24 protein-coding genes and 2 pseudogenes are annotated in these 22,805 nt (G+C 59.6%); 7 read left to right on the top strand and 19 right to left on the bottom strand.

Annotated elements, in window-relative coordinates:
- Window positions 1-75: 75 nt before the first annotated feature.
- The 5 genes from H7R73_RS10305 to H7R73_RS10285 form a co-directional block, all read right to left on the bottom strand.
- Window positions 76-639 carry a cob(I)yrinic acid a,c-diamide adenosyltransferase gene (locus H7R73_RS10305; protein WP_010674992.1) on the bottom strand — a complete coding sequence of 188 codons (564 nt, stop codon included), beginning with the start codon at window positions 637-639 and terminating at the stop codon, window positions 76-78.
- A complete protein-coding gene (locus H7R73_RS10300; protein WP_039038687.1) occupies window positions 636-866 on the bottom strand; it encodes a DUF3820 family protein in 231 nt (76 codons plus the stop codon). The genes H7R73_RS10305 and H7R73_RS10300 overlap by 4 nt, the downstream gene beginning before the upstream one ends.
- Window position 867: 1 nt before the next feature.
- Window positions 868-1,539, bottom strand: a complete 672-nt coding sequence (gene queE / locus H7R73_RS10295; RefSeq protein ID WP_010674994.1) for a 7-carboxy-7-deazaguanine synthase QueE — start codon at window positions 1,537-1,539, stop codon at window positions 868-870.
- A gap of 61 nt (window positions 1,540-1,600) precedes the next feature.
- On the bottom strand, window positions 1,601-2,308 hold the full coding sequence (queC, locus tag H7R73_RS10290; RefSeq protein WP_010674995.1) for a 7-cyano-7-deazaguanine synthase QueC: 708 nt from the start codon (window positions 2,306-2,308) through the stop codon (window positions 1,601-1,603).
- 22 nt (window positions 2,309-2,330) lie between these two features.
- Entirely contained in the window at window positions 2,331-2,984 is a 654-nt protein-coding gene (locus H7R73_RS10285) for a tRNA-uridine aminocarboxypropyltransferase (RefSeq protein WP_182951691.1), read from the bottom strand.
- Here H7R73_RS10285 and rrtA point away from each other — a divergent pair.
- Window positions 2,950-3,528 (top strand): rhombosortase, encoded by a 579-nt coding sequence (gene rrtA, locus H7R73_RS10280; protein ID WP_232092765.1) that lies wholly within the window; start codon window positions 2,950-2,952, stop codon window positions 3,526-3,528. The two genes, H7R73_RS10285 and rrtA, sit on opposite strands and share 35 nt — an antisense overlap.
- Window positions 3,529-3,614: 86 nt before the next feature.
- Here rrtA and pyrF read toward each other — a convergent pair whose 3' ends face one another.
- The 6 genes from pyrF to cmk all read right to left on the bottom strand — a co-directional run bounded on the left by pyrF (window position 3,615) and on the right by cmk (window position 8,885).
- The gene (gene pyrF / locus H7R73_RS10275) at window positions 3,615-4,313 is read right to left on the bottom strand and encodes an orotidine-5'-phosphate decarboxylase (RefSeq protein WP_052816464.1); all 699 of its coding nucleotides are present in this window, start codon (window positions 4,311-4,313) and stop codon (window positions 3,615-3,617) included.
- 121 nt (window positions 4,314-4,434) lie between these two features.
- Window positions 4,435-5,601, bottom strand: coding sequence for a lipopolysaccharide assembly protein LapB (gene lapB / locus H7R73_RS10270; RefSeq protein ID WP_103260269.1), 1,167 nt, complete (start codon window positions 5,599-5,601; stop codon window positions 4,435-4,437).
- A 9-nt stretch (window positions 5,602-5,610) separates the two neighbouring features.
- The gene (locus H7R73_RS10265) at window positions 5,611-5,895 is read right to left on the bottom strand and encodes a LapA family protein (RefSeq protein WP_010675000.1); all 285 of its coding nucleotides are present in this window, start codon (window positions 5,893-5,895) and stop codon (window positions 5,611-5,613) included.
- Between the two features lie 156 nt (window positions 5,896-6,051).
- Window positions 6,052-6,336 carry an integration host factor subunit beta gene (gene ihfB, locus H7R73_RS10260; RefSeq protein ID WP_005299934.1) on the bottom strand — a complete coding sequence of 95 codons (285 nt, stop codon included), beginning with the start codon at window positions 6,334-6,336 and terminating at the stop codon, window positions 6,052-6,054.
- 92 nt (window positions 6,337-6,428) lie between these two features.
- On the bottom strand, window positions 6,429-8,099 hold the full coding sequence (gene rpsA, locus H7R73_RS10255) for a 30S ribosomal protein S1 (protein WP_010675001.1): 1,671 nt from the start codon (window positions 8,097-8,099) through the stop codon (window positions 6,429-6,431).
- A 93-nt stretch (window positions 8,100-8,192) separates the two neighbouring features.
- Window positions 8,193-8,885: a (d)CMP kinase gene (gene cmk, locus H7R73_RS10250; RefSeq protein ID WP_042016625.1), complete on the bottom strand. Its 693-nt coding sequence runs from the start codon at window positions 8,883-8,885 to the stop codon at window positions 8,193-8,195.
- 263 nt (window positions 8,886-9,148) lie between these two features.
- On the opposite strand from cmk, the gene ribA reads away from it, so the two are divergent.
- A complete protein-coding gene (gene ribA, locus H7R73_RS10245) occupies window positions 9,149-9,742 on the top strand; it encodes a GTP cyclohydrolase II (protein WP_010675003.1) in 594 nt (197 codons plus the stop codon).
- A 66-nt stretch (window positions 9,743-9,808) separates the two neighbouring features.
- Here ribA and H7R73_RS10240 read toward each other — a convergent pair whose 3' ends face one another.
- A complete protein-coding gene (locus tag H7R73_RS10240) occupies window positions 9,809-10,711 on the bottom strand; it encodes a LysR family transcriptional regulator (protein ID WP_103260270.1) in 903 nt (300 codons plus the stop codon).
- Between the two features lie 93 nt (window positions 10,712-10,804).
- Between H7R73_RS10240 and H7R73_RS10235 the strand changes: the two genes are divergently transcribed.
- A complete protein-coding gene (locus H7R73_RS10235) occupies window positions 10,805-12,058 on the top strand; it encodes an MFS transporter (protein ID WP_182951690.1) in 1,254 nt (417 codons plus the stop codon).
- On the opposite strand, the gene H7R73_RS10230 is transcribed toward H7R73_RS10235, so the two are convergent.
- The 7 genes and pseudogenes from H7R73_RS10230 to H7R73_RS10200 all read right to left on the bottom strand — a co-directional run bounded on the left by H7R73_RS10230 (window position 12,043) and on the right by H7R73_RS10200 (window position 19,358).
- Window positions 12,043-12,597, bottom strand: coding sequence for a VOC family protein (locus H7R73_RS10230; protein WP_182951689.1), 555 nt, complete (start codon window positions 12,595-12,597; stop codon window positions 12,043-12,045). The genes H7R73_RS10235 and H7R73_RS10230 overlap by 16 nt on opposite strands.
- Window positions 12,591-12,932: pseudogene (locus tag H7R73_RS10225) on the bottom strand (DNA repair protein); the annotation flags it as partial. The pseudogene H7R73_RS10225 and the gene H7R73_RS10230, both read right to left, overlap by 7 nt.
- Before the next feature lie 9 nt (window positions 12,933-12,941).
- Window positions 12,942-14,216 carry an IS4-like element ISApu2 family transposase gene (locus H7R73_RS10220; protein WP_011191341.1) on the bottom strand — a complete coding sequence of 425 codons (1,275 nt, stop codon included), beginning with the start codon at window positions 14,214-14,216 and terminating at the stop codon, window positions 12,942-12,944.
- Window positions 14,217-14,316: 100 nt separating this feature from the next.
- Window positions 14,317-14,754, bottom strand: a pseudogene (locus H7R73_RS10215) (DNA repair protein); the annotation flags it as partial.
- A 153-nt stretch (window positions 14,755-14,907) separates the two neighbouring features.
- Window positions 14,908-15,633, bottom strand: coding sequence for an oxygen-insensitive NADPH nitroreductase (gene nfsA, locus H7R73_RS10210; protein ID WP_052816461.1), 726 nt, complete (start codon window positions 15,631-15,633; stop codon window positions 14,908-14,910).
- Between the two features lie 67 nt (window positions 15,634-15,700).
- Window positions 15,701-17,263 carry an AbgT family transporter gene (locus H7R73_RS10205; protein WP_042016631.1) on the bottom strand — a complete coding sequence of 521 codons (1,563 nt, stop codon included), beginning with the start codon at window positions 17,261-17,263 and terminating at the stop codon, window positions 15,701-15,703.
- Between the two features lie 154 nt (window positions 17,264-17,417).
- On the bottom strand, window positions 17,418-19,358 hold the full coding sequence (locus tag H7R73_RS10200) for a putative bifunctional diguanylate cyclase/phosphodiesterase (RefSeq protein ID WP_039038812.1): 1,941 nt from the start codon (window positions 19,356-19,358) through the stop codon (window positions 17,418-17,420).
- 148 nt (window positions 19,359-19,506) lie between these two features.
- Here H7R73_RS10200 and H7R73_RS10195 point away from each other — a divergent pair, with 148 nt between their 5' ends.
- The 4 genes from H7R73_RS10195 (at window position 19,507) to H7R73_RS10180 (ending at window position 22,788) form a co-directional block, all read left to right on the top strand.
- Window positions 19,507-20,229, top strand: coding sequence for a DUF2982 domain-containing protein (locus tag H7R73_RS10195; protein WP_332107472.1), 723 nt, complete (start codon window positions 19,507-19,509; stop codon window positions 20,227-20,229).
- A gap of 82 nt (window positions 20,230-20,311) precedes the next feature.
- The gene (locus H7R73_RS10190) at window positions 20,312-21,256 is read left to right on the top strand and encodes a LysR family transcriptional regulator (protein ID WP_039038698.1); all 945 of its coding nucleotides are present in this window, start codon (window positions 20,312-20,314) and stop codon (window positions 21,254-21,256) included.
- Between the two features lie 46 nt (window positions 21,257-21,302).
- Window positions 21,303-22,325, top strand: a complete 1,023-nt coding sequence (locus H7R73_RS10185; protein ID WP_041211557.1) for a response regulator — start codon at window positions 21,303-21,305, stop codon at window positions 22,323-22,325.
- 31 nt (window positions 22,326-22,356) lie between these two features.
- The gene (locus H7R73_RS10180) at window positions 22,357-22,788 is read left to right on the top strand and encodes a PAS domain-containing protein (protein WP_039038700.1); all 432 of its coding nucleotides are present in this window, start codon (window positions 22,357-22,359) and stop codon (window positions 22,786-22,788) included.
- The last annotated feature ends 17 nt before the right edge of the window (window positions 22,789-22,805 follow it).

Below are 22,805 nucleotides of genomic sequence, written 5' to 3'. Positions count from 1 at the left end.
AATATCAGGCCCCTTTCCACAGCAATAAAAAAACCTCGCAAGGCGAGGTTTTTTTATTGCCGCTTCGAGCGGTTGTCAGCCTCTGTCAGCCGCCTTGACCCAGAGGATCTCCGGGGTACCCGACGATACCAGCAGGTATCGGGCGATGGTGAAAAACCAGTCGCTCAGCCGGTTGAGGTAGGGCAAAACGGCCGGATTCACCCGCTCTACGCGGCTCAACCCAAGCAGCAGGCGCTCGCAGCGACGGGTCAGGGTACGCACCACATGTGCCTGGGCCGCCGCCCGCGAACCGCTCGGCAAAATAAAATTGCGCAGCACCGGCAACCCGGCACTGTAGGCATCGATCTGTTGCTCGAGCCTGTTCGTCCAAGCCTCGTTCACCTGCCACAGCGCATCCGTTTGCGATTCACTGGAAAATGCCAGCTCCCCGCCCAGATCAAACAGCTCCTGCTGCAACAATATGAGATCGGCCAGGAGTGTACTCTCCCCGACGGGTATTTCAGCCATCAACAAGCCTATTTGGGAATTCAGCTCGTCGATGGCGCCATAGGTCTCGACACGTTTATCGTCTTTGGCCAGGGAAGTCCCATCGGCAAGTCGCGTGAGCCCCTTGTCCCCTTGCCTTGTATATATTCTCATTCTGACATCCTGTTAATAATGGGAATAATCATGGACTCGAGTCCATTGAGCTTTATCTCGTAGGCCAGTGCCAGAGACTGGCCCAGGGTACCGGCCGGAAAACCGCTTCGCGCCATCCATACCAGATAGGGCTCGGGAATATCGATGATGCGCCGCCCCTTGTATTTCCCGTAAGGCATCTTGCTGGCCAGCGTCAGCAAGATGCGCTCATCGCTGAGTCCATCCATATCAATCGATATTCAGGTATTTATGGGTCTGGATGGAGAGTCGCCAGTTACGGGCGATGCAGGTCGCCATGGCCAGCTCCGTGGCCCTGGCTTTCTGGCTGATGGGTTGCAGCGCAATCATCACATCGGGGCGCAGCCGGGCGGTGGCCAGCAGGGCATCCAGCTCCTCGATATGGTGCTCGGTGGCCACCGGGTGCTTGATCTCGTTGGCCCGCTCGAGGGCAGAGACCAGCACCGGCAACCCACCCTTCATGCCGATCTTGGGGGAAACAGTCACCCAGGTCTGCTCATGGGTCAGCACCTCGCTGGTCCCGCTGGTTTCGATCTGCACCTGATAACCCGATGCCACCAGGGCCGAAGAGAGCTCGCGCAAGTCGTAGAGGCAGGGCTCACCACCGGTCAACACCACGTGACGGGCCCGGTAACCGAGCCGGGTAAAGCTGGCCAGGATATCTTCCGTGCTCATCTTGCTCCAGCCGTCGGACTCATTGGAACGATCGAGCACCTCGCCAGGGGCCACCTCACGCTCGGGGTCCACCACCCAGGTGTGGCGGGTATCGCACCAGGGGCAGCCCACCGGGCAGCCCTGAAGGCGAACGAAGATGGCGGGCAGGCCGGTAAATACCCCCTCCCCCTGGATGGTCTGGAAGATCTCGTTGATTGGGTAGTGCATCTTGGTCACGACTTGCTGCAAAAGGGGCGGATTATACCCCAAACCCGGGCTAGGCACAGGCTCAGGATCCGCTTTTCTCGCCCAGTCCGCTCTTCTCGTAAAGTCTGGCACGGATGCCGGTCTTGTCAGCCAGATAGTGATCCAGGCCACGGCGACGCAGCTCGCAGGCCGGACAGGCTCCGCAACCATCTCCCTGGATTCCGTTGTAGCAAGTGAGCGTCTGGTGACGCACGGTATCGAGGTGACCGTAATGATCCGCCAGCGCCCAGGTTTCGGCCTTGTCGAGCCACATCAGGGGGGTTTCGAAGCGGATGGGGCGATCCAGCCCCAGGGAGACCGCCTGATTGAGCGCCTTGACGAAGTCGTCGCGGCAATCGGGATAGCCGGAAAAGTCGGTCTCGCACACCCCGGTGATCACCGCTTCGGCGCCCACCTGATAGGCATAGATGGCCGCAAGGGTCAGGAACAGGATGTTGCGTCCAGGTACGAAGGTGTTGGGCAGGCCGTTCTCCTGAAGCTCGAAGCTCACCGGTATGTCGTCCCGGGTCAGCGCAGAGATGGCCAGCTCCCCGAGCATGGTCACATCCATTACCTTGTGGGCGGCGATCCCGAGCGCCGTCGCCAGATGGCGGGCGGTGTCAATCTCCGCCCGGTGGCGCTGGCCGTAATCGAAGGTGATGGCATGCACTTCGTCATAACGGGCCTGCGCCTGCACCAGACAGGTGGTGCTGTCCTGCCCGCCACTGAAGACCACGACGGCTTTTTTCATGTTTTTCACTCCTCTGGGCAACTCAACGGCGGCGGCCTTGTGCAAAGTCATGCCACTGCCGGTTCAAATGGGTAAACAGGGTCATCAGCGGGGCGAAGCGCTCAGGCTCTCCTTCCCACCGGGACAACAGATGGTAGCCCGCCTCCAGGGTGGACAGTGCCTCCTCAAAGGGCTTCTTGCGAATGGAATATTGCCCGGCAATGGCGCCGAGGGTGATCCGCGGCAACCCGAGCAGTGCAGGCGAGCTGTGCAACATGCGATAGGCTTTGCGCCAGGTGCCATCGAGGAGGATGAAGTGGGCTCGCACGGTGCGCCCACTTCTCAGGAGATGCTCCCTTGCCTGTATCAGGGTCAGGGCCTCCTCATCGGGCCACAGCACGTAGCACTGGACAGCGGGGTCAGCAAGCAGGGCATTGAGCCCTTCATCGTCGGAAAAGTCCTCCCCCACATGGATGCGCACATCGGTCAGAGACGCCGCCAGCAGCGCCGCCGTCCCCTTGGGGTGACCTACTTCGGCAGGGTGTTGCAGGATATGGAGCGCAGCCAGGTTCGGTACCCGCTGAATATAATCGCACAGGCACGCTTTGAGGGCCCGGGTACAACGTGTACAGTATCGGCTCTCTTTGTCGTTGGGCTGCTTCATGTTGTCAGGAAAATCGGGTCTGCTCTGGGTCATCGCGCTTTCGCTCGTCACTGCCTTGCTCTTTTTCACCGTGCCAAATCATCAGCTCGCCTTCGATCGCGACCTGATCGCCCAGGGCGAAGAGTGGCGCATCATAACAGGCAATCTGGCACACACCAATGGATGGCACCTGCTGCTCAACCTGAGCGGTCTGGCCGTGCTCTACAGCCTGTTTCAGGAGTACCTGACGGGATGGCGCCTGCCCGTGCTGTTGCTGCTGCTGGGAACGGCGGTCGGACTCGGCATCTGGTGGGGCTGCCCGCAAACCCAGTGGTACATGGGACTCTCCGGCCTGCTGCACGGCTTGTTCTTATGGGGTGCCATGCAGGACATCCGCTTTCGCCGTCACTCCGGCTGGCTGATGCTGGCGGGCGTCGCCATCAAGCTCGGTGTGGACTTTTACAGTGCCGGCGAGAGCCCTGTCTCCGCCTTGATCGGTGCCAGGGTACACATCGAGTCACACTTCATCGGTGCACTCGCCGGCCTGCTGCTCGGCCTCTTCCCCATTCGTCTGGACGCCCAGGCAGTCCACTCCTGAGCTCCCCATAGGCAAGGCCAGCCCACGGCCAAAATGCAGCAGGCCGGATCTGGGATCCGGCCTGCGCTCATTCGCCCATGATGCCGTTACCGGCAAAGCTCGGCATTGATCGCCCCAAGCACGGCGGCGGGATCCGAGGACTGGGTGATGGGACGACCGATCACCAGATAATCCGCACCCGCCTCCACCGCTGCCAGCGGCGTCATGACGCGGCGCTGATCACCGGCAGCCGATCCGCTCGGACGAATGCCCGGCGTCACCAGCTTGAATTCGGCTCCCAGCAGCTCCTTCAGCACACTCGCCTCTTCCGCGGAGCAGACCACACCATCCAGCCCGGCCGTCTTGGCAAGGGTGGCCAGGCGGATCACCTGTTCTGCCGGCGTCACATCCAGACCCAGGGGCACCATGTCGGACTGCTCCATGCTGGTCAGCACGGTTACCCCGATGAGCAGGGGCGCCTTGTCGCCGTATGGCAGCAACGCCTCTCTGGCGGCACGCATCATGCGTTCGCCACCACTGGCATGGACATTCACCATCCAGACGCCCAGCTCCGCACTGGCCGCCACCGCCTTGGCGACGGTGTTGGGAATGTCGTGAAATTTCAGATCCAGGAAGACGTCGAACCCCTTGGCCACCAGTTGACGAACGAACTGGGGACCAAACAGGGTAAACATCTCCTTGCCTACTTTGAGGCGGCACTGGGCCGGTGAGATCTGCTCAATGAAGGCAAAGGCGTCGGCTTCGTGCTGATAATCCAGCGCGACCAGTACTTTGGGGTCTTGCATGTCACTTCCTATGGATTGTTATGCCACAGCCAGGCACAGCAGAGCCGGGGCCCGGTTGCACGCTGGCATCTGAAATTCTTGGGTATCCGTGCTCGCCCGGGCGTGCTGGCCTCGCTGGCGTTTACTCCCCATCCAGCCCTCGGATCGGCTTGATGGTGCCCCACTGCCTGCAGGAAGGGCATTGCCAGAACAGCGAATGGGTGGCAAAGCCGCACTGACGGCACTTGTGGGTCGACTTGATCTTGATCTGCTCGCCGACCAGCTGTTGCAGCAGCTCCAGGCTCTCCTTGGCAGGCCCCTCCTCGGCACTGGCCAACTGGAAACCGACCAGCTGATAAAAGCCCTTCATGGAGGGGTGGCGACGCAGTTGGCGCAGCACCAGGGCACGGGCCTGACTCAACCCATCGCGGGCCTCCACCAGATTGGCCAGCGCCAGGGTCACGCTGACCCCCGCATGATCCTCTACCGCTTTTTCAAGCAGCGGGATCAGCTCCTGGCTGCGACCAAGCTGGCGATAGCAATCAAGCAATTTCGGCATGGCCTCGGAGGCAAAGTCGATGTCCTGCTCGAACACCCGCAGGAGCTCCTTGGCCGCATCCTCGAACCTGCCCTCCTCCATCGCCAGATCAGCCAGCCGTAAGCTGGCGCGGGCACAGGCCGGGTGCGCACCGAGCGCACGCTTGAGCTTGGCGATGCCCGCAGGCTTGTCGCCATCGCGCAAGGCACTCTCCGCCTGTTCGCAATAGAAGTGGGAAATGGGCTCGGCCAGCTTCTTGCCCTGGAATTTCTGCAGACGCACCGCCACGGCGATGGCATTGTCCCAGTCACGCAACTGCTGATGAATGATCAGGAGCTGTGCCAGAGCCGTCTCTTCGAAATCGCTGTCATCACACAGCTCTTTCCAGAGTGCTTCGGCCCGATCGAGCAAGCCGGCAGCCAGAAAGTCACGGGCCAGCTCCTGCAAGGCAAGCTGACGCTGCTCACGGGTCAGCTGACGGGCGACCAGGTTCTGGTGGATCTTGATGGCGCGATCGACTTCGCCCCGTTGACGGAACAGGTTGCCGAGGGAGAGGTGGGTTTCGATGGTTTCGCTGTCGACTTCCAGCAGCTGGATAAAGAGATCCACCGCCTTGTCCGACTCGTCAGAGAGCAAATAGTTGAGGCCCGCCACGTACTGGCGGGAAAACTGGTTACTCTGTTGCTGGGTGTCCTGGCGAACACTCCTGCGGCCCATGTACCAGCCATAACCGGCGGCGATGGGCAACAGCAGGAAAAGCAGTTCAAGCATCGAGGGACATTATTCCTTGGTTGTCGACCGGGCAAGCTCCAACTCGCGAGATTGACGACGCATGGTTCGGTTCAGGGTGCGATTTTGCAGTTTGAGACGCAGGAACAGCAGACCAAATACCAGCCAGCCCAGCAGAAAACCGCCGGCGAAGAAGAACCCCAGCAACATGGAGAGCGAGAACTCCCCCTGGGCAATCAGGTAGTTGAACTGCACGAGCTGACCATTTTGAGAACCGATGGCAAGGGTCAGGACAAACACCAGCACCAGTGGAATGAGGGCCAAGATACGCTTCATGGGAGCTCCCTGTCTGTAGCGAATGAGTGACTGATTATCCTTAAAATCACAGGCAGACTCTAGCGCGAATGGGAAAAGAGTGTGAGAAACCCGACAACGGGCAGACTCCAGGCCATAAAAATGAAAAAGGCATACTCAGGTATGCCGTTTTCTGCATTATTCGATGATGTTGACGCGTTCGCGCAACTCTTTGCCAGGTTTGAAGTGCGGGACATATTTCCCGGTCAGTTCAACCTTGTCCCCGGTCTTGGGGTTGCGACCCACGCGAGGCGCACGATAGTGCAGCGAGAAACTGCCAAATCCTCGGATTTCAATCCGGTCGCCGTTTTGCAAGGTCGATGCCATCTGCTCAAGGATCTCCTTGATAGCGGCTTCGACATCCTTGGCCGGCATATGCATGCGGCTGGCTGCCAGTTGTTCGATGAGATCTGATTTGGTCATAAGGTTAAATCTCCTTCCCCGATCACATGCAATAATCATTTTGCCAAGATAAAAAAGGGCGGCGCAATGCCGCCCTTTTCTTGCATCAAGGATTACTCACCCTTGGCGGCTTTGAACGCTTCCATCATGGCATTGCTGAACACAACTTCTTCTTGTTGGTTCAGGCTGTCGATGGCAACACGCTCATCAGCCTCGTCCTTGGCACGGACAGACAGGCTCACGGTGCGGTTCTTGCGATCAACGCCCATGAATTTGGCTTCAACTTCGTCACCAACAGACAGCACCAGAGTGGCGTCTTCTACGCGGTCACGAGCAGCGTCGGAGGCACGCAGGTAGCCTTCTACGCCGTCAGCCAGTTCGATCACGGCACCCTTGGCATCAACCTCGGTAACCTTGCCCTTCACAATAGCACCTTTCTTGTTGTCAGACAGGTACTTATTGAACGGGTCTTCTTCGATCTGCTTGACGCCCAGGGAGATGCGCTCACGCTCCGGGTCCACTTGCAGAACAACGGCTTCGATTTCGTCGCCCTTCTTGAATTCACGCACGGCTTCTTCGCCCTGGTTGTTCCAGGAGATGTCAGACAGGTGAACCAGGCCGTCGATGCCGCCATCCAGACCGATGAAGATACCGAAGTCAGTGATGGACTTGATCTTGCCGGAAACACGGTCGCCCTTGGCGTGAGTTTCGGCAAACAGCTGCCACGGGTTGGATTTGCACTGCTTCAGACCCAGGGAGATACGACGACGCTCTTCGTCGATGTCCAGAACCATCACGTCAACCACGTCGCCAACGTTGACAACCTTGGACGGGTGGATGTTCTTGTTGGTCCAATCCATCTCGGATACGTGTACCAGGCCTTCCACGCCTTCTTCGATTTCAACGAAGCAGCCGTAGTCGGTCAGGTTGGTCACGCGGCCAGACAGACGGGTGGTCTCCGGGTAACGCTTGGCGATAGCAACCCAGGGATCTTCGCCCAGCTGCTTCAGGCCCAGGGATACACGGGTACGCTCGCGGTCGAACTTCAGAACCTTGACAGCGATCTCGTCGCCAACGTTGACGATTTCGGAAGGATGCTTAACGCGCTTCCACGCCATGTCGGTGATGTGCAGCAGGCCGTCAACACCGCCCAGATCTACGAATGCACCGTAGTCGGTCAGGTTCTTGACGATACCCTTAACTTCTTGACCTTCTTGCAGGTTGGCCAGCAGGCTTTCACGCTCGGAGGTGTTCTCGGTCTCGATCACGGCACGACGGGAAACAACAACGTTGTTGCGCTTCTGGTCCAGCTTGATGACTTTGAACTCGAGTTCTTTGTTTTCCAGGTGAGCGGTGTCACGGATCGGACGCACGTCAACCAGAGAACCCGGCAGGAAGGCACGGATGCCGTTCAGCTCAACGGTGAAACCACCCTTGACCTTGCCGTTGATGATACCGATAACGGTAGCTTGCTCTTCGTAAGCTTTTTCAAGCTGCAGCCAGGCTTCGTGGCGCTTGGCTTTTTCGCGGGACAGCTTGGTTTCGCCGAAACCATCTTCGATAGAGTCCAGAGCCACGTCAACGGAGTCACCTACGTTGATTTCCAGCTCGCCCATGGCGTTCTTGAATTCTTCAGCCGGGATAGCAGACTCGGATTTCAGACCGGCATCAACCAGTACGAAACCGTTCTCGATAGCAACGACAGTGCCCTTGACGATGGAACCTTGACGGGTTTCAACGGCGTTCAGGGACTCTTCAAAGAGTTGAGCAAAAGATTCGATCATTGTTTATGTCACAAATGAAACATCCACTTGCAATCCGGCACAAGCGGGGTTGTTTTAAATTATCTGCGCCATCCTTGGTGCAGACGACTGACATCAGTTTGCGCTGACATCACCAAGTTGTTGCTCTGCATAGGCAAGCACCGTTGCCAGCACTTCATCTATGGTCATGGACGTTGAGTCTACAACAAGAGCATCTTCCGCGGGTTTCAGAGGAGCGACGGCGCGATTTCTGTCGCGATCGTCACGTTCCCGAATCTCGGTTAAAAGACGCTCAAAGTTAACATCAAAGCCCTTATCTTGCAACTGCTTATAGCGGCGCTGGGCCCGCTCCTCGGCGCTGGCGTCGAGGAAAATCTTCACATTCGCCTCGGGGAAAACCACTGTACCCATGTCGCGACCGTCGGCGATGAGACCGGGGGCTTGGCGAAATGCTCTCTGACGGCGCAGCAGGGCTTCACGTACCCGGGGAAACGCCGCGATTTTGCTGGCTGCGTTGCCCACTTCTTCAGTACGAATGGTGCGGGAAACATCCTCCCCTTCGAGGATCACCTTGACCAGCTCCCCTTCTACCTGGAATTGCACATCCAGATTGGCGGCCAGGGGAACCAATGCGGCTTCGGAATCGAGCTCCACATCGTGATGCAGGGCTGCCAGGGAGAGCACCCGGTAGATGGCACCGGAATCGAGCAGGTGCCAGCCCAGTTTTTCAGCCAGCAGCTGGCACAAGGTGCCTTTTCCTGCTCCACTTGGGCCATCAATAGTCATCACGGGGGCCATCTGAGCCATAACGTTTCTCCTGCGCACTCGGCATCTTGACTGGTTGCACACATCCCTGTCGGGATGGGTTAATGGGCGCCGATTATACCCGAATGCGCCGTCGCTGGCAGTTGTCAGGGCACACAATTGCGCAAAAGTCGTCGTGATTGCACCTATTCTGACCAATCGGGTTAACCCACTTCTCACGCAAGGTTTTGTTCTTATGGTTGTTCCGGACAATGCGCGCTAAACTGGCCGCCCTTTTTTAAGCAGCTGTAGTCAGGAGCAACCATATGAGCAGCGTTACCCTCGTGGCCAAATCCAAGTTGCCGACCCCCTGGGGCACTTTCACGCTGGTTGGTTTTCAGGAAACCGGCACGGGCAAGGATCATGCCGCGCTGGTGATGGGCGATATCGCAGACGGCGAACCCGTGCTGGGACGCATTCATTCCGAGTGTCTGACCGGGGATGCCCTGTTCAGTCTGCGTTGTGACTGCGGCTTCCAATTGCAGGCCGCGCTGGAAAACATCGCCAAGGCGGGTCGCGGCGTCCTGCTGTATGTCCGTCAAGAAGGGCGAGGCATCGGCTTGCTCAACAAGATCCGGGCCTATCATCTGCAGGATCAGGGGGCCGATACCGTGGAGGCCAACGTGGCGCTTGGCTTTGCCGCCGACATGCGCGACTACACCATCTGCGCCGACATGCTCAAGGCGCTCGAGGTCAAGTCCCTGCGCCTGATGACCAACAACCCGCGCAAGTTGAAGGCGATGGAATCCTTTGGCATCCCGGTGGCGGAGCGCGTGCCCCTTCAGGAAGGTCGCAATCCCCACAACGAGTTTTATCTCTCCACCAAGGCAAACAAGCTGGATCACCTGTTCAAGAAATAAGGTTGCATCCACCTTGTCAGCATACGCCTCCAGATTGGAGGCGTTTTTATTGGTGATACCACTGAATCATTCAGTATCTGTAGCGTAATGATGAGACACATCCCCTTGCGCCAGCAAAAAATCCCGCAACGCTCGGTTCGCCATGGAGAGCGGATCCCCCCGTCGCCAGGCTACGCAGAGATCCAGGAAGATGGGGGGTGAAAAAGGGATGCCGGTGAGGGCTGGCTCCTCTTCCAGCGCCATGCGCAGGAAGGTGGTCACGGCGAATCCCTGACGCACCACAGCCTTGAGCAGCGGGATGAGATTGCTTTCGAACGCGATGTCAGGCTCTACCCCCAGCCCCTGCGCCAACACCTCCATGTGTTCCCTGTGGTAGAAGCCTCGTCGGAACATGGCGAGCTCCTGGCTGAAGAACTGTGGCAGCGAGACCGCCTCAGCGCCGCGCAGGGGGTGCTCCTCCCCCACCACCATCAGCATCTCTTCCCGCAGCAGTTGCGCCCCCTCGAGGGCCGGTGGCAGATCGCTGGTGATGAGGATGGCGAGATCCAGACTGCCATCCACCATGCGGCTGAGCAGCTCCCGGGTGCCCGCCTCCTCCACCCGGATCTTCAAGCCGGGATAGCGATGCTTGAACGCCATCAGGATTGGCGGGAAGTAATAGGATCCCATCATGTAGGGGATACCGATGCGCACCTCCCCCCGCTCCAGCCCCTTGAGCTCGGCCATCTCGGCCTCGGCCTGGTGCATCTGGCGCAGCAGCCGTTCGGCGTGGCGACAGAGGACCTCTCCCTCCGGGGTGAGGCGCACGCTGCGGTCCTGCCGGTCAAACAGCCGCAGATCGAGCTGCTGCTCCAGCTTGGCGATGGCCATGCTGACGGCAGGCTGGGCCACGTTCAGCCCCTGGGCCGCCCTAGTGAAGGAGCCGGCATCGCGCACCGCCAGCAGGTATCCGAGCTGTTTCAGATCCATATCAATTTCATTTATCAGGGTAATAACTTAAATATATTATATTTATACGTCTCGTCGCACTACCCTGCACAAAAGTCGTCGGGACAACTCCATATGATCGAAGTAGGCAGTCGCGAATGGATACGCGCCACCCTGGCTCTCAGCCTGGGCTCCTTCCTGGTATTCCTCAATCTCTACCAGACCCATCCCCTGCTGCCGCTCCTGGCAGAGGTCTTCTCCGTCAGCGCCCTGTCCGCCAGCTGGACGCTGGCAGGCTGCACCGCAGGGCTTGCAGGCTCCCTGCTCGTCTGTGCCCGTCTGGCTGATCGGTTCGGACGGCGGCGGATCATGCTGTGGACCCTGGCGGCCGCCATCCTGCTCTCCCTGTGCATCCCCTGGGTCACCCACTTTGATGTGCTGGTGAGCCTGCGCATCCTGCAAGGCGTCCTGCTGGCAGGTCTCCCCGCCACCGCCATTGCCTACATGGGGGAAGAGTTCAACAAACGTGCCCTGATCGTAGCCGTCGGCGTCTATATCGCGGCCAACTCCCTGGGGGGCATCGCGGGCCGGGTGGTCGGCGGTCTGCTGGCTGGCTGGTTTGGTGACTGGCAGCACACCTTCCTCGGTATCGGGATCATCAGCCTCGCCCTGCTGCCACTGGTTATCTGGTTGCTGCCCGCCCAGCGCTGCTTCGTGGCCGTGGAGGCAGCGCCTGGGCAACTGCGCCGCGCCATCCAGAGCCACCTTGGCAACCCCTTGCTGGTGGGGGCCTATCTCATCGGCGGCCTCAACTTCATGGTCTTCCTGAACCAGTACAGCTATCTCACCTTCCTGCTGGCCAAGGCCCCCTTCTCCCTACCAACCCAGTGGCTCGGCATGCTGTTTCTGACCTACCTCACCGGCACCGTCGCCTCTTCACTGAGCGGCCGCGGGGCCCATCGCTGGGGAGCACAACGTCTGCTGCTGGCGGGAATAACCTTGATGGCACTCGGCAGCCTGGCCCTGTTGCAGGGGAGCCTTGTCGCCATCATCGGGGGATTGCTTGTCTCGAGCTTCGGCTTCTTCCTGGCCCACGCCTGTGCCAGCGCCTGGGTCGGCCAGCACGTGGAGCACAACCGGGCGCTCGCCTCGTCGCTCTATCTGGTGGGGTATTACCTGGGGGCCAGTCTGGGCGGGCTTTATCTGCATCCCTTCTGGGAGCAAGGGGGGCTATGGGGTCTGGTGCTCGGCATCGAGCTGGTGTTGATCATCACCGCCGGGTTGAGCCTCTGGCTCGGTCACTTGAAAGGACGTGTGGCGCCCGCTTGTGCGTTGACGCCACAGGATCAGGCTCCCGTCAACGGGCCCTTCCCTCACAGACCGTCATAATAGTCCGCCGGTACCGGCACCACGGCGCCGGTGCAGAGCTCTTCGTCGATCACCTCCTCAAGCGGGCGCAGATGAAACTTGATCTGCCCAGAGGGCAGCATCAATCCTATATCCGGATTGCGTCCGTCATCGATGTTGCCGGTCTTGAAGGGGACATCCGGATGCCTCGTCACCAAGGCCGTGAGCGAGGGCACCACCAGCTCGATATGTTCGAGCCCGGCCTGATGGCTTCGACCCGCCTTGGGGGCGGCCAGTTCGATGCAGGGGACGGTCACCTGCTCCCAGCAGACAGGCTGGTGCAAGCGATAGGTGGCGATGGGACGACCGCCTATCATTCCCTCCACCAGCAAGACTCCGTGGGCGGCCAGCACCGCTTTCAACTCCAGATATTCCGGCAGGGTGGCGGCGCGGTAGCAGAGGTGATCCACCACGGGGGAGTCCTTGACTCCCATGACGGCATGCATTTCCGTGAGCAGTTGGCAAACAAATGGGGCCATGGGCCCCAGTGTGGAATCCAGTGGATGTGACATGATCACCATTTCTTCTTGGGTTGGAACAGGACGTCCAGTTCGTCCGTCTCTTTGTCCTTGATGTTTTGCAGCTCCTTCTCGCTGTGCTGCTGCAGGTGTTCTTCCAGCTGGCGCATCCCCTGACGCATGTCCTCTTCCCGCGCCAGCAGGTAGGGATCCTTGTCGGTGACATTGGCCAGCGCTCCCAGTCCCTTGGTGTAGAGCTGGCGGCAGGTGCCGTACTGCCCCTGGATCTGGGCATCCATGGCCCGCTTGAGCAGGTTGGCGATGTTGATCTTGAGCTGCATCAGCTCGAGGCGGCGATCCTCCTGGGCAAAGCCCTGGGGATCTATCTTGCCCTCATGTACAGAACCTTAAGCGGCAAGCGAATTAATAATACCGTCTAACGTGTTGTTTTGCTTGGATTTTCTCTGCCTACTCTTTTTGCCGTTTTTGGATAAATACACCATTGCCCACTCCAACTTCTCTGTTATTTCCTGCCACGCACCATGGATGATGCTCGCCAATATCGGCATTAACCAAAGCGCGCTGTTTTTGGCAATCTTCAGCATCGATAACTCCGCGCTGCCAATCAGCGTCAGCGCCAGCCGACGTTTGACCAGCAAGGCCAGCAAACTAGCCCAGATCAAGCCTTCCGCTATCGCTTTTTGTCGTGTCGCGAACGCCTTCAACCGGTTATGTGATTTCAGCTCTTTGAACAACAGTTCGATCTGCCAACGGCAACGATACAATGCCATCACCTTCTCGGCTGGCCATCGCTCACGCGGAAGATTGGTCATCCATATACAGAACCGTTTTTCCTCTGCAAACCAACGTCTTATGAGTCGATATTTATACTTTCCCGAACTCACATCCAGATCCAGAACCTCGGCTCTGCAGCTTCTCCGATCGATATCCTTGAGCTTTTTTCCGAGTAACTTGGGCATTTCCCTGCCGTCCTGTCGGTAAGCTGCCTGTACTTTGGGATTGAGATTTTGACTCCCTCTGACCAGATAGCTTCCTTTGGCTTTGGTCACATCAGCAAAGTACTCGCGGCTGATGTAACCGGCATCCGCCAATAACAGTTTGTTATTTAACGAATTTGCGGCCGGAAGATGCTTGCGCTCCGATTCGGTATCCGCCGTGATACTCATCGATATCGGCGACTGGTCCAGCAAGGACATGGTCATATGACACTCTACCGCAGCGGGGCTGTGCTTATTGAATCGGCCCGGGAAATGTTCTGCCAATTGCGGATGTAACGCGAATGACGACCCGTCCTGCAGCAGTACCTGCTCAAAGCCTGCCAGTCCGTGGGCGTCCGGTAGACACTCCTTGAGGCGTAAGGCGATGGCTCGTTCAACCAGTGCGCGCATGAACAAGGGAAAACCCTGCTTGCGTAACTGGTTGTGAAAGGGTTTATACGCTATTTGGTCAGTATCATGGAGCTGCAACGCATTGAAATGGCGATGCAAACCAGCAATACCATCCACCTTGTCGCAACCAAGCCCTGAGAGCAGAGCCGGGAGTAGTCTCGCAGGCTGGATATCCCGGAGTCGCTGACAAAAACCGGTAAATTTACCGATCCGGTTGAGTTCAGAAGAGCTAAGAAGTTGCTTGAGGTACTGGGTTGCATTGATAATAGTCATGGCTTCGGGCGTGTCGGTTTTTTTTTGCGATTAAATCAGATCACAAACGAAGCCTTTTTTCTATCTATTTCAATTGGTTGTAGCTAAAGATCCTGTACATGATCTTGCCCTTGTTGTGCTCGACCCGCAGCACGGCCCGCATCTTCTTGGCCAGTTGCAGCATCTGGATGGCCTGGCGGTCGGACTCCGGCGTCTTGAAATGCCCCTCGTCCTGGCTGCTGTAGTTCTCCTGCACGTTCTTGATCTGGAGCTGGACATCGGCGATGCGCTGCTTGACCTGCGCATTGGGCATCACCAGCGCGATGGCGCGGTAGGCATCCAGGATCCGGTGTTGCAACAGCAGCACCATGTTTATGGAAAAGGGCACCAGATTGACGTTCAGCAACACCTCTTCGGTCTCGTCTGCCACCGCCTTGTGACGGGCAATGGCCTGGCGCTTGTCCGATTCGGCCTTCTGCTTGTATTGCTGCACCACGTTATAGGCGATGACCAGAAACAGGAGTGCGCCGATTGACAGCAATATCAGGGTTAAAATCATAGGGTGTTCACACTCCAGTCCCAATCCAATTGCGAGATCCTACAACAGCTTAGCCTCATAGGGTAGCGCCCAGATCCCGTATTGCCTCACAAGAACGCTCGCAGGCGGTGACCGCATCCGGTGCGTCTTGCTCCATATCGCCCGCCGCCCCCATTACTTGAGGCAAAAACCCTTCGACTGCAGGAATCCCAGCATGAAGGGCCTCGCCTCCTTGCCCAGGATCCCCCTGATCTGCCCGCTCCAGGTCTGATCCTTGTTGTTGCTGCTGCGGGCCTGGTAGTAGTCGTGGATCTGCCCGTCGTACCTGGCAAGCAGGGCGCGGTCCAGGGTGGCAGGATAGCGGTTCTCGTGCACCACCAGCGCCCGGGGCAGCCGCGGTTTTTGCTCCGGCCGCTGGGCGGGATGACCCAGGCAAAGGCCAAACAGCGGGATCACCTGATGGGGCAGACCCAGCACCTCGCTCACCTTGGCCGGGTTGTTGCGAATGCCGCCGATATAGACCCCGCCCAGCCCAAGTGACTGGGCCGCCAGCAAGGCATTTTGCGCCATCAGGGCACCGTCGATGGCCCCGATCATGAGCTGCTCCACAAAGCCGGTGCGGGCCTCCGGCACTATCTGGCTGTGACGATGGTAGTCGGCGCAAAACACCAGAAACTCCGCCGCCTCGACCACATAGGCCTGATGACCGGCCAGCTCCGCCAGGGTGGCCCGCAGCCCCTTGTCAGTGACCCGGATGATGCTGTTGGCCTGGAGGAAGCTGGAGCTCGCGGCGCTCTGGGCGGCGCTCAGGATCTGATCCAGCTGCTCTGCGCTGACGGGCTCTGGGGTGAACTGGCGAATGGAGCGATGGGAAAGAATGAGATCGATGGTCGGGTTCATGGTACCTCCGGGATGAAGGTCACACTCTACCCAAAAAAAGCGGGGGGCCCAAGGCCCCCCGTCACCCTCAAGGGGCAGGATAGACATAGGGGGCCTGCAACCCAAGCGGGAACCCCAGCGCCCAGTAGAGCAGCAGGAAGCCCGTCCAGCTCACCAGGAAGGCCAGGGAGTAAGGCAGCATCATGGAGACCAGGGTGCCGATGCCTGTGCTCTTCACATACTGCTGGCAATAGACCACCACCAGGGGGAAGAAGACCATCAGCGGGGTGATGATGTTGGAGGCGGAATCCCCCACCCGATACGCGGCCTGAGTCAGCTCGGGCGAAATCCCCACCGCCATCAGCATGGGCACCAGAATGGGGCTGATGAGGGCCCACTTGGCGGAGGCCGAGCCCACCACCAGGTTGACGGTGGCCGTCAGCAGTATGATGCCGACGATGGTCACCTCTCCCGGCAGCGCCAGGGCGTGAAGCACCTCGGCACCGGAGAGCGCCAGCAGGGTACCGAGGTTGGAATCCCCGAACGCCTTGATGAAGAGGGCGCAGAAGAAGGCCATCACCATGTAGGAGCCCATCTTGTTCATGGTGGCCGACATGGCGTCGATCACATCCTTGCCGCTCTTGAAACTGCCAGCGACAAAGCCATAGACGATCCCGGGCAGGATGAAGAGCAGGAAAATGAGGGGCACGATGGACTTCATCACCGGTGCGGCGAAAGTGGTGAGGGAACCGTCCGGTGCCCGCATCGGCGAGTCGCCGGGGGCCAGCGCCAGCCCCAGCAGCACCACGGCCGCCAGCATGGCGAACCCGGCCCAGTTGAAGGCCCGGCTTTCCTGGGCGCTGTAACGGCCCATCTCGTCGGCGCTCTCCAGATCCTCGTTGAGAGGCACCAGCTTGAGGCGCGGCTCGACAATCTTCTCGGTGACAAACCAGCCCACGCAGATGATCAGCAAGGAAGAAGCGCCGGTGAAGATGATATTGCACAGGGTGTTGACCATGTAGTCAGGGTCGAACAACTGGGCTGCAGACTGGGTGAAACCCTGAAGCAGCGCATCGCCGCCGGAGGGCAGGAAGTTGGCGGCAAACCCGCCGGAAACCCCGGCAAAGGCTGCGGCAATCCCCGCCAGCGGGTGGCGACCCGCTGCATGGAAGATGATGCCGCCAATGGGGATCACCAGCACATAGCCCGCATCGGCGGCGGTATGGCTGACGATGGCCACCAGGATCAGCATGGGGGTCAGAAAGCGCGCCGGCGTCACCTTGAGCAGCTTCTTGAGCCCGGTGTTGATGAAACCGGACTGTTCAGCCACCCCGACCCCCAGCATGGCCACCAGCACGATGCCAAGGGGAGCAAACCCGGTGAACGTGGTGACCATGCTGGCGAGAAAGTCCGCCAGCCCTGCCCCGGTCAACAGGTTGTTGATGACCACGGCCTCTCCGGTGCGGGGATTGACCAGATCGAAGGAGAACTGGGAGCCTATCCAAGAGCCGACCCAGACGATCAGCAAGGCATAGAGGAAGAGCATGGCGGGATCCGGCAGCTTGTTGCCCGCCTTCTCCACCCCGTTCAGAAAGCGGTTCAACCAGCCGTTGGGAGGGGCCGGACGCTCGTTCACTGCAGCTTGACTCATTATGGTGATACTCCATTACCAAGGAATGAGCGCGCATACTAGCGATAACGTCTAATGGATCCCATGATATGAGACAAAAATTCGATTAATTATGTTTAATTTGGCATCTCGCACTTCATAAATGGGAGATGCCGCACATTTATCGACAACTTGCTCAATGGTTTGCGAGGGGGTAGCGACCCAGCCGGCACTGTACAGCGAACCCCGCCGCCGCCACCTCTTCCGGGGTCATGGGACGGCTGAACAGGAACCCCTGGAAGACATGGCAACCCTGGGTCTGCAGGGCCGCGAGCTCGTGCTCCTCCTCCACCCCTTCCGCCAAGATCCCAAGCCCCAGACTGGTGGCCATGGCCACCGTCGCCCGGATCACCGGCAGGTTGAGTCCCACCACGAAGGAGCGGTCCAGCTTGATGGTGTCGATGGGCAACCGGTTGAGGTAGGCCAGGGAGGAGTAGCCCGTCCCGAAGTCGTCGATGGCGATCTTGATCCCCTGCTCGCTCAGGGCGTCGAGGATCTCGATGCACCCCTTCATGTCGAGCATCAGCACCGTCTCGGTCAGCTCCAGGGTCAGCAGTGCCGCCTCCACCGAGAATGCCTCGAGCAGTTGGGCCACCAGCTCCGGCAAACTGGCAGAGAGCTGGAAGCCCGAGAGATTGACCGACACCGGCACCCTCACCCCGTCCTGTCGCTGCCACTCCCCCATCTGGGCCAATGCGGTGGAAAGCACCCAGCTTCCAATTTCCCGGATGAGCCCCATCTCTTCGGCCAGCGGAATGAACTCCGCCGGCGACACATGGCCGAGCACGGGATTGTACCAGCGTACCAGGGCCTCGAAACCGATGACCCGACCTTGCGCCACATCCACCTGGGGCTGATAGCGCAGGCTGAGCTCTCCCCGACCGACGGCCTTGGCCAGGAACTGCTTGAGGGTCAGCTTGCGATGCAGGCTCTGCTGCATGCTGGGGGTGAAGCGCTGCCAGCGAAGCCGCCCCATCTGCTTGGCCTGGTACATGGCCATGTCGGCACGGGTGATGAGGTTGTCGCCGTCATCCGCGTCGTCCGGGTAGATGGCGATGCCGATGCTGCCGCCGATGGTGACCTCGGGGACACCGCTCAGCTGCAGTGGCTTGCTCATCTGGGAGAGCATGAGGTCCGCCACCTCCTGGGCCCGATCGCTCGCCTGGTTGAGGGGCACCAGGGCGGTGAACTCGTCCCCGCCAAGGCGCGCCAGCTCCACGTCCCGCGGGCAGATCTGCTTGAGCCGTCCGGCGACCCGCTCCAGCAGGCGATCCCCTGCCTTGTGGCCGTAGTTGTCATTGACCAGCTTGAAGTTGTCCAGATCCATGAACACCAGGGCAAAGCGCCCCCCGAGGCCGCAATAGGCTTCCAGGGATTTCATCAGGCCGTAGCGATTGAGCAACCCGGTGAGGGAGTCGTGCCAGGCCAGGTGGCGATGCTCCAGCTCTTCGAGCTTGCGATCCGTGATGTCCCGCATGGTCAGCAGGATCCGTGCCCCCTGCTGGATATGGCGAAACTGGTACTGGAACCAGCGCATCCCCTTCTGGGTGCGGCACTCCCCTTCGGCCACCACTTCGTCCAGACGGGAGAGGCGACGATAGAAGGCCTCGTCCGCACCGGAGAAGATCTGGGGCAGCGTCAGAATGCCGGTGCCAAAGCACATGTCGAAGTGATGGTTGCCGCTCTCGAGGCGCCCCTCGTTGTCAAAGAGACAGGCCAGGGTGTCGCCGGTGGCGAGGGAGGACTCCTGATAGAGGGTGTCGGCATCGATGACCGCTTCCGCCATCATCATCTGCCGTCCGGCAAGCTGGATCCCGGAAAGACGCAGATAGACCTGCTTCTTGACCCCCTTGGGCGAGAGGGTCCACCACTCGTTGTAACTGCGCTCCTGCTGGAAATCGCCGAGATAGCGCTGCAGCAGCAGATCGATGGCGGCGGCCATGTCGGCGGAGAAATCCCGGGACTTCAGCTCGGCCAGGGAGCTAGCCTCCCAGAGCCCGAGGGCAGCATCGTTGGCCCAGTAAATATGATGACGCTGGATGTCATAGACCCAGACCGGCGTGTGGAGGACATCCATCACGGTGAGCAGGCGTTCGTCTAGCGTATTCATGTTGAGTGATGATTCATGCTGAAAGCTCATGGTCGAACCAGTCGCTTGCGCCCCCTGACAGGAGTATTCACGCTGGTACAAAATCCGTTCCGGCCCATAATCGGATAACAAACGGATGAAAAAAGGCCGAAATCATATGAAAACGCTACATGTGATCCCCATGGTACGAAGAAATGGACTCACACTGGTATTGTTGGGCATGGTGATAACCATTGCTATGATTTTTATACTTTTTTTTCTTCGTGAACAACTACTAATCCCCGCCATTTCCCTCCTCCTGGCGGGCCTGATGACAATTCTTGTCGGGGTTTGGAAACTGGGTGAGCCTCATTTTAGTCTCTCTTTGTGTCAGGACTGCCTGCAATACCATCACAAGTACGGCGGCTGGATCCTGAAATGGAGAAATATTCAGCGAATTGACCAACCACGTATCCATTTGGGGTGGGATCTGGTGGAGCTGCCCTACATCGGTTTGAAAATAAAGGATTACGACGCTTTTTTGACGCTGATCACACCCCGGCTCGCCGTCCGTCTGCTGACCGAGCAGCGCGCCGTGCTGATGCAGGCCATGCGAAGCGAGCGCCCCGACTGCCCGACCGGAGGGTGCGGCAGTGGGCTCCTGGGAGAGGGACTGCTGGAGGAGAGCCGCTTCTGCTCACCCGCCGGCCAGCGCTATGAGGGGGTGATCGCCATGCTCGGCAACCGCATGGCACGGCTGCGAGATCTGCTGGGGTACGATCTGCTGGTGCCCGACAACAGCCTGGACAGATCCCCGGAAGATTTCGTCCATCTGCTCCAGCAATACCAGCGCAAGTCGAATCTAATCCAGATCAATTAAACGCCGGATTGCGCTTGCCAAGCCCGGTGACTCTTCATAAGGTCACTGGCTTGTTACAGTCAGAACACCCCCTAAAACCGCTATGAAGTACATCGAAGAGTTCTATCTGTTCGTCAAGGTGGTGCAAGAGGGCGGTTTCTCCCACGCCGCCGCTGCGCTGGGCATGCCGACCGGCACCATCAGTCGACGTATCTCCCAACTGGAAGAGCAGCTCGGATGCAGCCTGCTGCACAGATCCACCCGCAAGCTGCGTCTCACCGACGAAGGGTTGCGCTATTACGAGCGCCTCTGTACCCCCCTGGCGGAAATAGAGCAGGCCACCGGCGAAATCCGGGGTGAGGAGACGGACATCAGCGGCCTCATCCGCCTCGCGGCCCCCATCGCCCTGTCCAACACCATCCTGGTCGACATGCTGGCGGACTTCGGCCTGCGCTATCCCGGGGTACAGTTCGACATCCGCCAGTCCAACGATCATGCCCTCCAGGCGGATCAGGACAGGGACCTGGTCTTTTTCAACGGCGAGCTTCCCCAGACCCTGCCCAACGCCCTCTGTCTGGGTCACATCCAGTACGGTCTGTTCGCCTCCCCCCTCTATCTGGAGAAGATGGGTGTGCCCTCCCACCCGACCCAGCTGGAAGAGCACGATCTCATCTACTGCTGGCCCCACCAGCACTGGCAACTGAGCGGGCGGGACGAACAGACGGTCTGCATCAAGCGCACACCCCGCCTTTGCATCGACCAGACCCAGGCCGCCGTGCGGGCAGCCCAACGCCACCTCGGCATCGTCAACGCCCCGCAGCACTATGTGCACCCCTTCCTGCAAGATGGTCAGCTCGTCCCCGTCCTGCCTGACTGGCAGTCGGGAAAACGTCCCTTCTACATGCTCCATTGCCAGCCCCGGTTCACCCCGTTGCGTGTTAAGATGTTCGCCGATTTCGTCGAGAAGCACTCCGAGCGCTATCGTACCCGCCAGCAGAACGATCAATTTTCACCGGCGCAGCCGCTGCCCGTTGCATCTGACGGCTGATGACCCACACTTAGCGCAATCCTCGTTGCACAGGTCGGCTAACACTATGAATGTATTGATATGTGATGACTCCGGGTTCGCGCGCAAACAGCTGGTGCGCGCCCTGCCCGCCGATTGGGGTGTCACCTTGCACCAAGCCGCGGACGGACTGGAAGGGGTCGAGCAGATCCTGATGGGGCACGGGGACCTGATCTTTCTCGATCTCACCATGCCGGAGATGGACGGATATGGGGTTCTCGAGACCCTCAAGCGAGAGGGGGTGCGCAGCAAGGTGATCGTGGTCTCCGGCGACATCCAGCCGGAAGCCCATGAGCGTGTCATGGCTCTTGGCGCCCTCGATTTCATCAAGAAGCCGGCCTCCCCGGACACCCTCCTTGCCCTGCTCAAGCGCCACGGTCTGTGGCAATCAGCCACCCAGGTGACGGCCATCCAGCCCCAGCCCGTCGCCAGCCACCAGGCTGCCCAGAGCAGCATCCAGTTCACCCCCGAACTGCGGGATGTCTATCAGGAACTGGCCAACGTCGCCATGGGCCAGGGGGCGGATCTGCTGGCCCGCCTGCTCGGCGCCTTCGTGCTGCTCCCCATCCCCAACGTCAACGTGCTGGAGGTCTCCGAGCTGCACATGGCGCTCTCGGCCGCCGCCGAGTCGGAGACGCTCTCCGCGGTCTGCCAGGGCTTCATCGGGGCCGGGATCGCCGGGGAGGCCCTGCTGCTGTTCCACGATGCCAGCTTCCAGGACCTGGCCCGCCTGATGAACCATCAGGGGGAGCTGGATCACGGCGCCGAGCTGGAACTGCTGATGGACACCGCCAACGTGCTGATCGGTGCCTTCCTGCGCGGCTACGCCAACCAGCTCGACACCCCTTTTAGCCAGGGTCACCCCGTGGTGCTGGGCCAGCACAGGCCCATTCAGGATCTCATTCGGACCAACCAGAGCCGCTGGCGCCGCACTCTGGCCATCGAGATCAACTATCGGGTGCAGGGCTATGCGGTGCAGTGCGATCTCTTGCTGCTGTTTACCGAAGATTCCATCGCCACCATGAACAACAAGATCATGCACATGCTCTGACCGCCCGCGGCAGCAACCACCAGGAGTGACCATGGACATTCGGGAATTTCATTGGCTGATGAACATCGTCCAGAATCTGGACGTGGGGCTGGTCGTGCTCGACAGGGAGTACCGGATCCAGGTGTGGAACGGCTTCATGGAGAGTCACAGCGGCCGGCTGGCAGGCGAAGTGCGCGATCAAGGGCTGTTCTCGCTCTTCCCCGATGTGGACAAGGCCTGGTTCGAGCGCAAGGCCAACATGGTGTTCAAGCTCAACAACCGTGCCTTCAGCACCTGGGAGCAGCGCCCCTACCTGTTGCGCTTCTCCAACTACCGCCCCATCACGGGATCAGCCCCCTACATGTACCAGAACCTGACCCTGGTGCCGCTGGCCGACTTCGCCGGAGAGGTCACCCACCTGGCCATCATGATCTATGACGCCACCGACGAGGCCATGCTGATCACCGGCCAGCGCCAGGGATGACCGACCCTGCCATGACA

The organism is Aeromonas sp. WP2-W18-CRE-05 (genome assembly GCF_014168615.1).
In the GTDB taxonomy this organism is placed as follows: domain Bacteria; phylum Pseudomonadota; class Gammaproteobacteria; order Enterobacterales; family Aeromonadaceae; genus Aeromonas; species Aeromonas caviae.
Note: the sequence above shows the minus strand (reverse complement) of the source record. Positions and strands in the feature narration are given on the sequence as shown.

Excerpts from the sequence above, each read along its gene's own strand:
- H7R73_RS10220 (WP_011191341.1), bottom strand. The coding sequence starts at position 14,216 with ATGACTATTATCAATGCAACCCAGTACCTCAAGCAACTTCTTAGCTCT.
- H7R73_RS10240 (WP_103260270.1), bottom strand. The coding sequence starts at position 10,711 with ATGGATCTGAAACAGCTCGGATACCTGCTGGCGGTGCGCGATGCCGGC.
- pyrF (WP_052816464.1), bottom strand. The coding sequence starts at position 4,313 with ATGCAAGACCCCAAAGTACTGGTCGCGCTGGATTATCAGCACGAAGCC.
- ribA (WP_010675003.1), top strand. The coding sequence starts at position 9,149 with ATGAGCAGCGTTACCCTCGTGGCCAAATCCAAGTTGCCGACCCCCTGG.
- H7R73_RS10195 (WP_332107472.1), top strand. The coding sequence starts at position 19,507 with ATGAAAAAAGGCCGAAATCATATGAAAACGCTACATGTGATCCCCATG.
- H7R73_RS10230 (WP_182951689.1), bottom strand. The coding sequence starts at position 12,597 with ATGGTGATCATGTCACATCCACTGGATTCCACACTGGGGCCCATGGCC.
- cmk (WP_042016625.1), bottom strand. The coding sequence starts at position 8,885 with ATGGCTCAGATGGCCCCCGTGATGACTATTGATGGCCCAAGTGGAGCA.
- H7R73_RS10305 (WP_010674992.1), bottom strand. The coding sequence starts at position 639 with ATGAGAATATATACAAGGCAAGGGGACAAGGGGCTCACGCGACTTGCC.
- lapB (WP_103260269.1), bottom strand. The coding sequence starts at position 5,601 with ATGCTTGAACTGCTTTTCCTGCTGTTGCCCATCGCCGCCGGTTATGGC.
- ihfB (WP_005299934.1), bottom strand. The coding sequence starts at position 6,336 with ATGACCAAATCAGATCTCATCGAACAACTGGCAGCCAGCCGCATGCAT.
- queC (WP_010674995.1), bottom strand. The coding sequence starts at position 2,308 with ATGAAAAAAGCCGTCGTGGTCTTCAGTGGCGGGCAGGACAGCACCACC.
- queE (WP_010674994.1), bottom strand. The coding sequence starts at position 1,539 with ATGCACTACCCAATCAACGAGATCTTCCAGACCATCCAGGGGGAGGGG.
- H7R73_RS10235 (WP_182951690.1), top strand. The coding sequence starts at position 10,805 with ATGATCGAAGTAGGCAGTCGCGAATGGATACGCGCCACCCTGGCTCTC.
- H7R73_RS10180 (WP_039038700.1), top strand. The coding sequence starts at position 22,357 with ATGGACATTCGGGAATTTCATTGGCTGATGAACATCGTCCAGAATCTG.
- H7R73_RS10205 (WP_042016631.1), bottom strand. The coding sequence starts at position 17,263 with ATGAGTCAAGCTGCAGTGAACGAGCGTCCGGCCCCTCCCAACGGCTGG.
- H7R73_RS10265 (WP_010675000.1), bottom strand. The coding sequence starts at position 5,895 with ATGAAGCGTATCTTGGCCCTCATTCCACTGGTGCTGGTGTTTGTCCTG.
- rrtA (WP_232092765.1), top strand. The coding sequence starts at position 2,950 with ATGTTGTCAGGAAAATCGGGTCTGCTCTGGGTCATCGCGCTTTCGCTC.
- H7R73_RS10300 (WP_039038687.1), bottom strand. The coding sequence starts at position 866 with ATGGATGGACTCAGCGATGAGCGCATCTTGCTGACGCTGGCCAGCAAG.
- nfsA (WP_052816461.1), bottom strand. The coding sequence starts at position 15,633 with ATGAACCCGACCATCGATCTCATTCTTTCCCATCGCTCCATTCGCCAG.
- H7R73_RS10285 (WP_182951691.1), bottom strand. The coding sequence starts at position 2,984 with ATGACCCAGAGCAGACCCGATTTTCCTGACAACATGAAGCAGCCCAAC.
- H7R73_RS10200 (WP_039038812.1), bottom strand. The coding sequence starts at position 19,358 with ATGGATGTCCTCCACACGCCGGTCTGGGTCTATGACATCCAGCGTCAT.
- H7R73_RS10185 (WP_041211557.1), top strand. The coding sequence starts at position 21,303 with ATGAATGTATTGATATGTGATGACTCCGGGTTCGCGCGCAAACAGCTG.
- H7R73_RS10190 (WP_039038698.1), top strand. The coding sequence starts at position 20,312 with ATGAAGTACATCGAAGAGTTCTATCTGTTCGTCAAGGTGGTGCAAGAG.
- rpsA (WP_010675001.1), bottom strand. The coding sequence starts at position 8,099 with ATGATCGAATCTTTTGCTCAACTCTTTGAAGAGTCCCTGAACGCCGTT.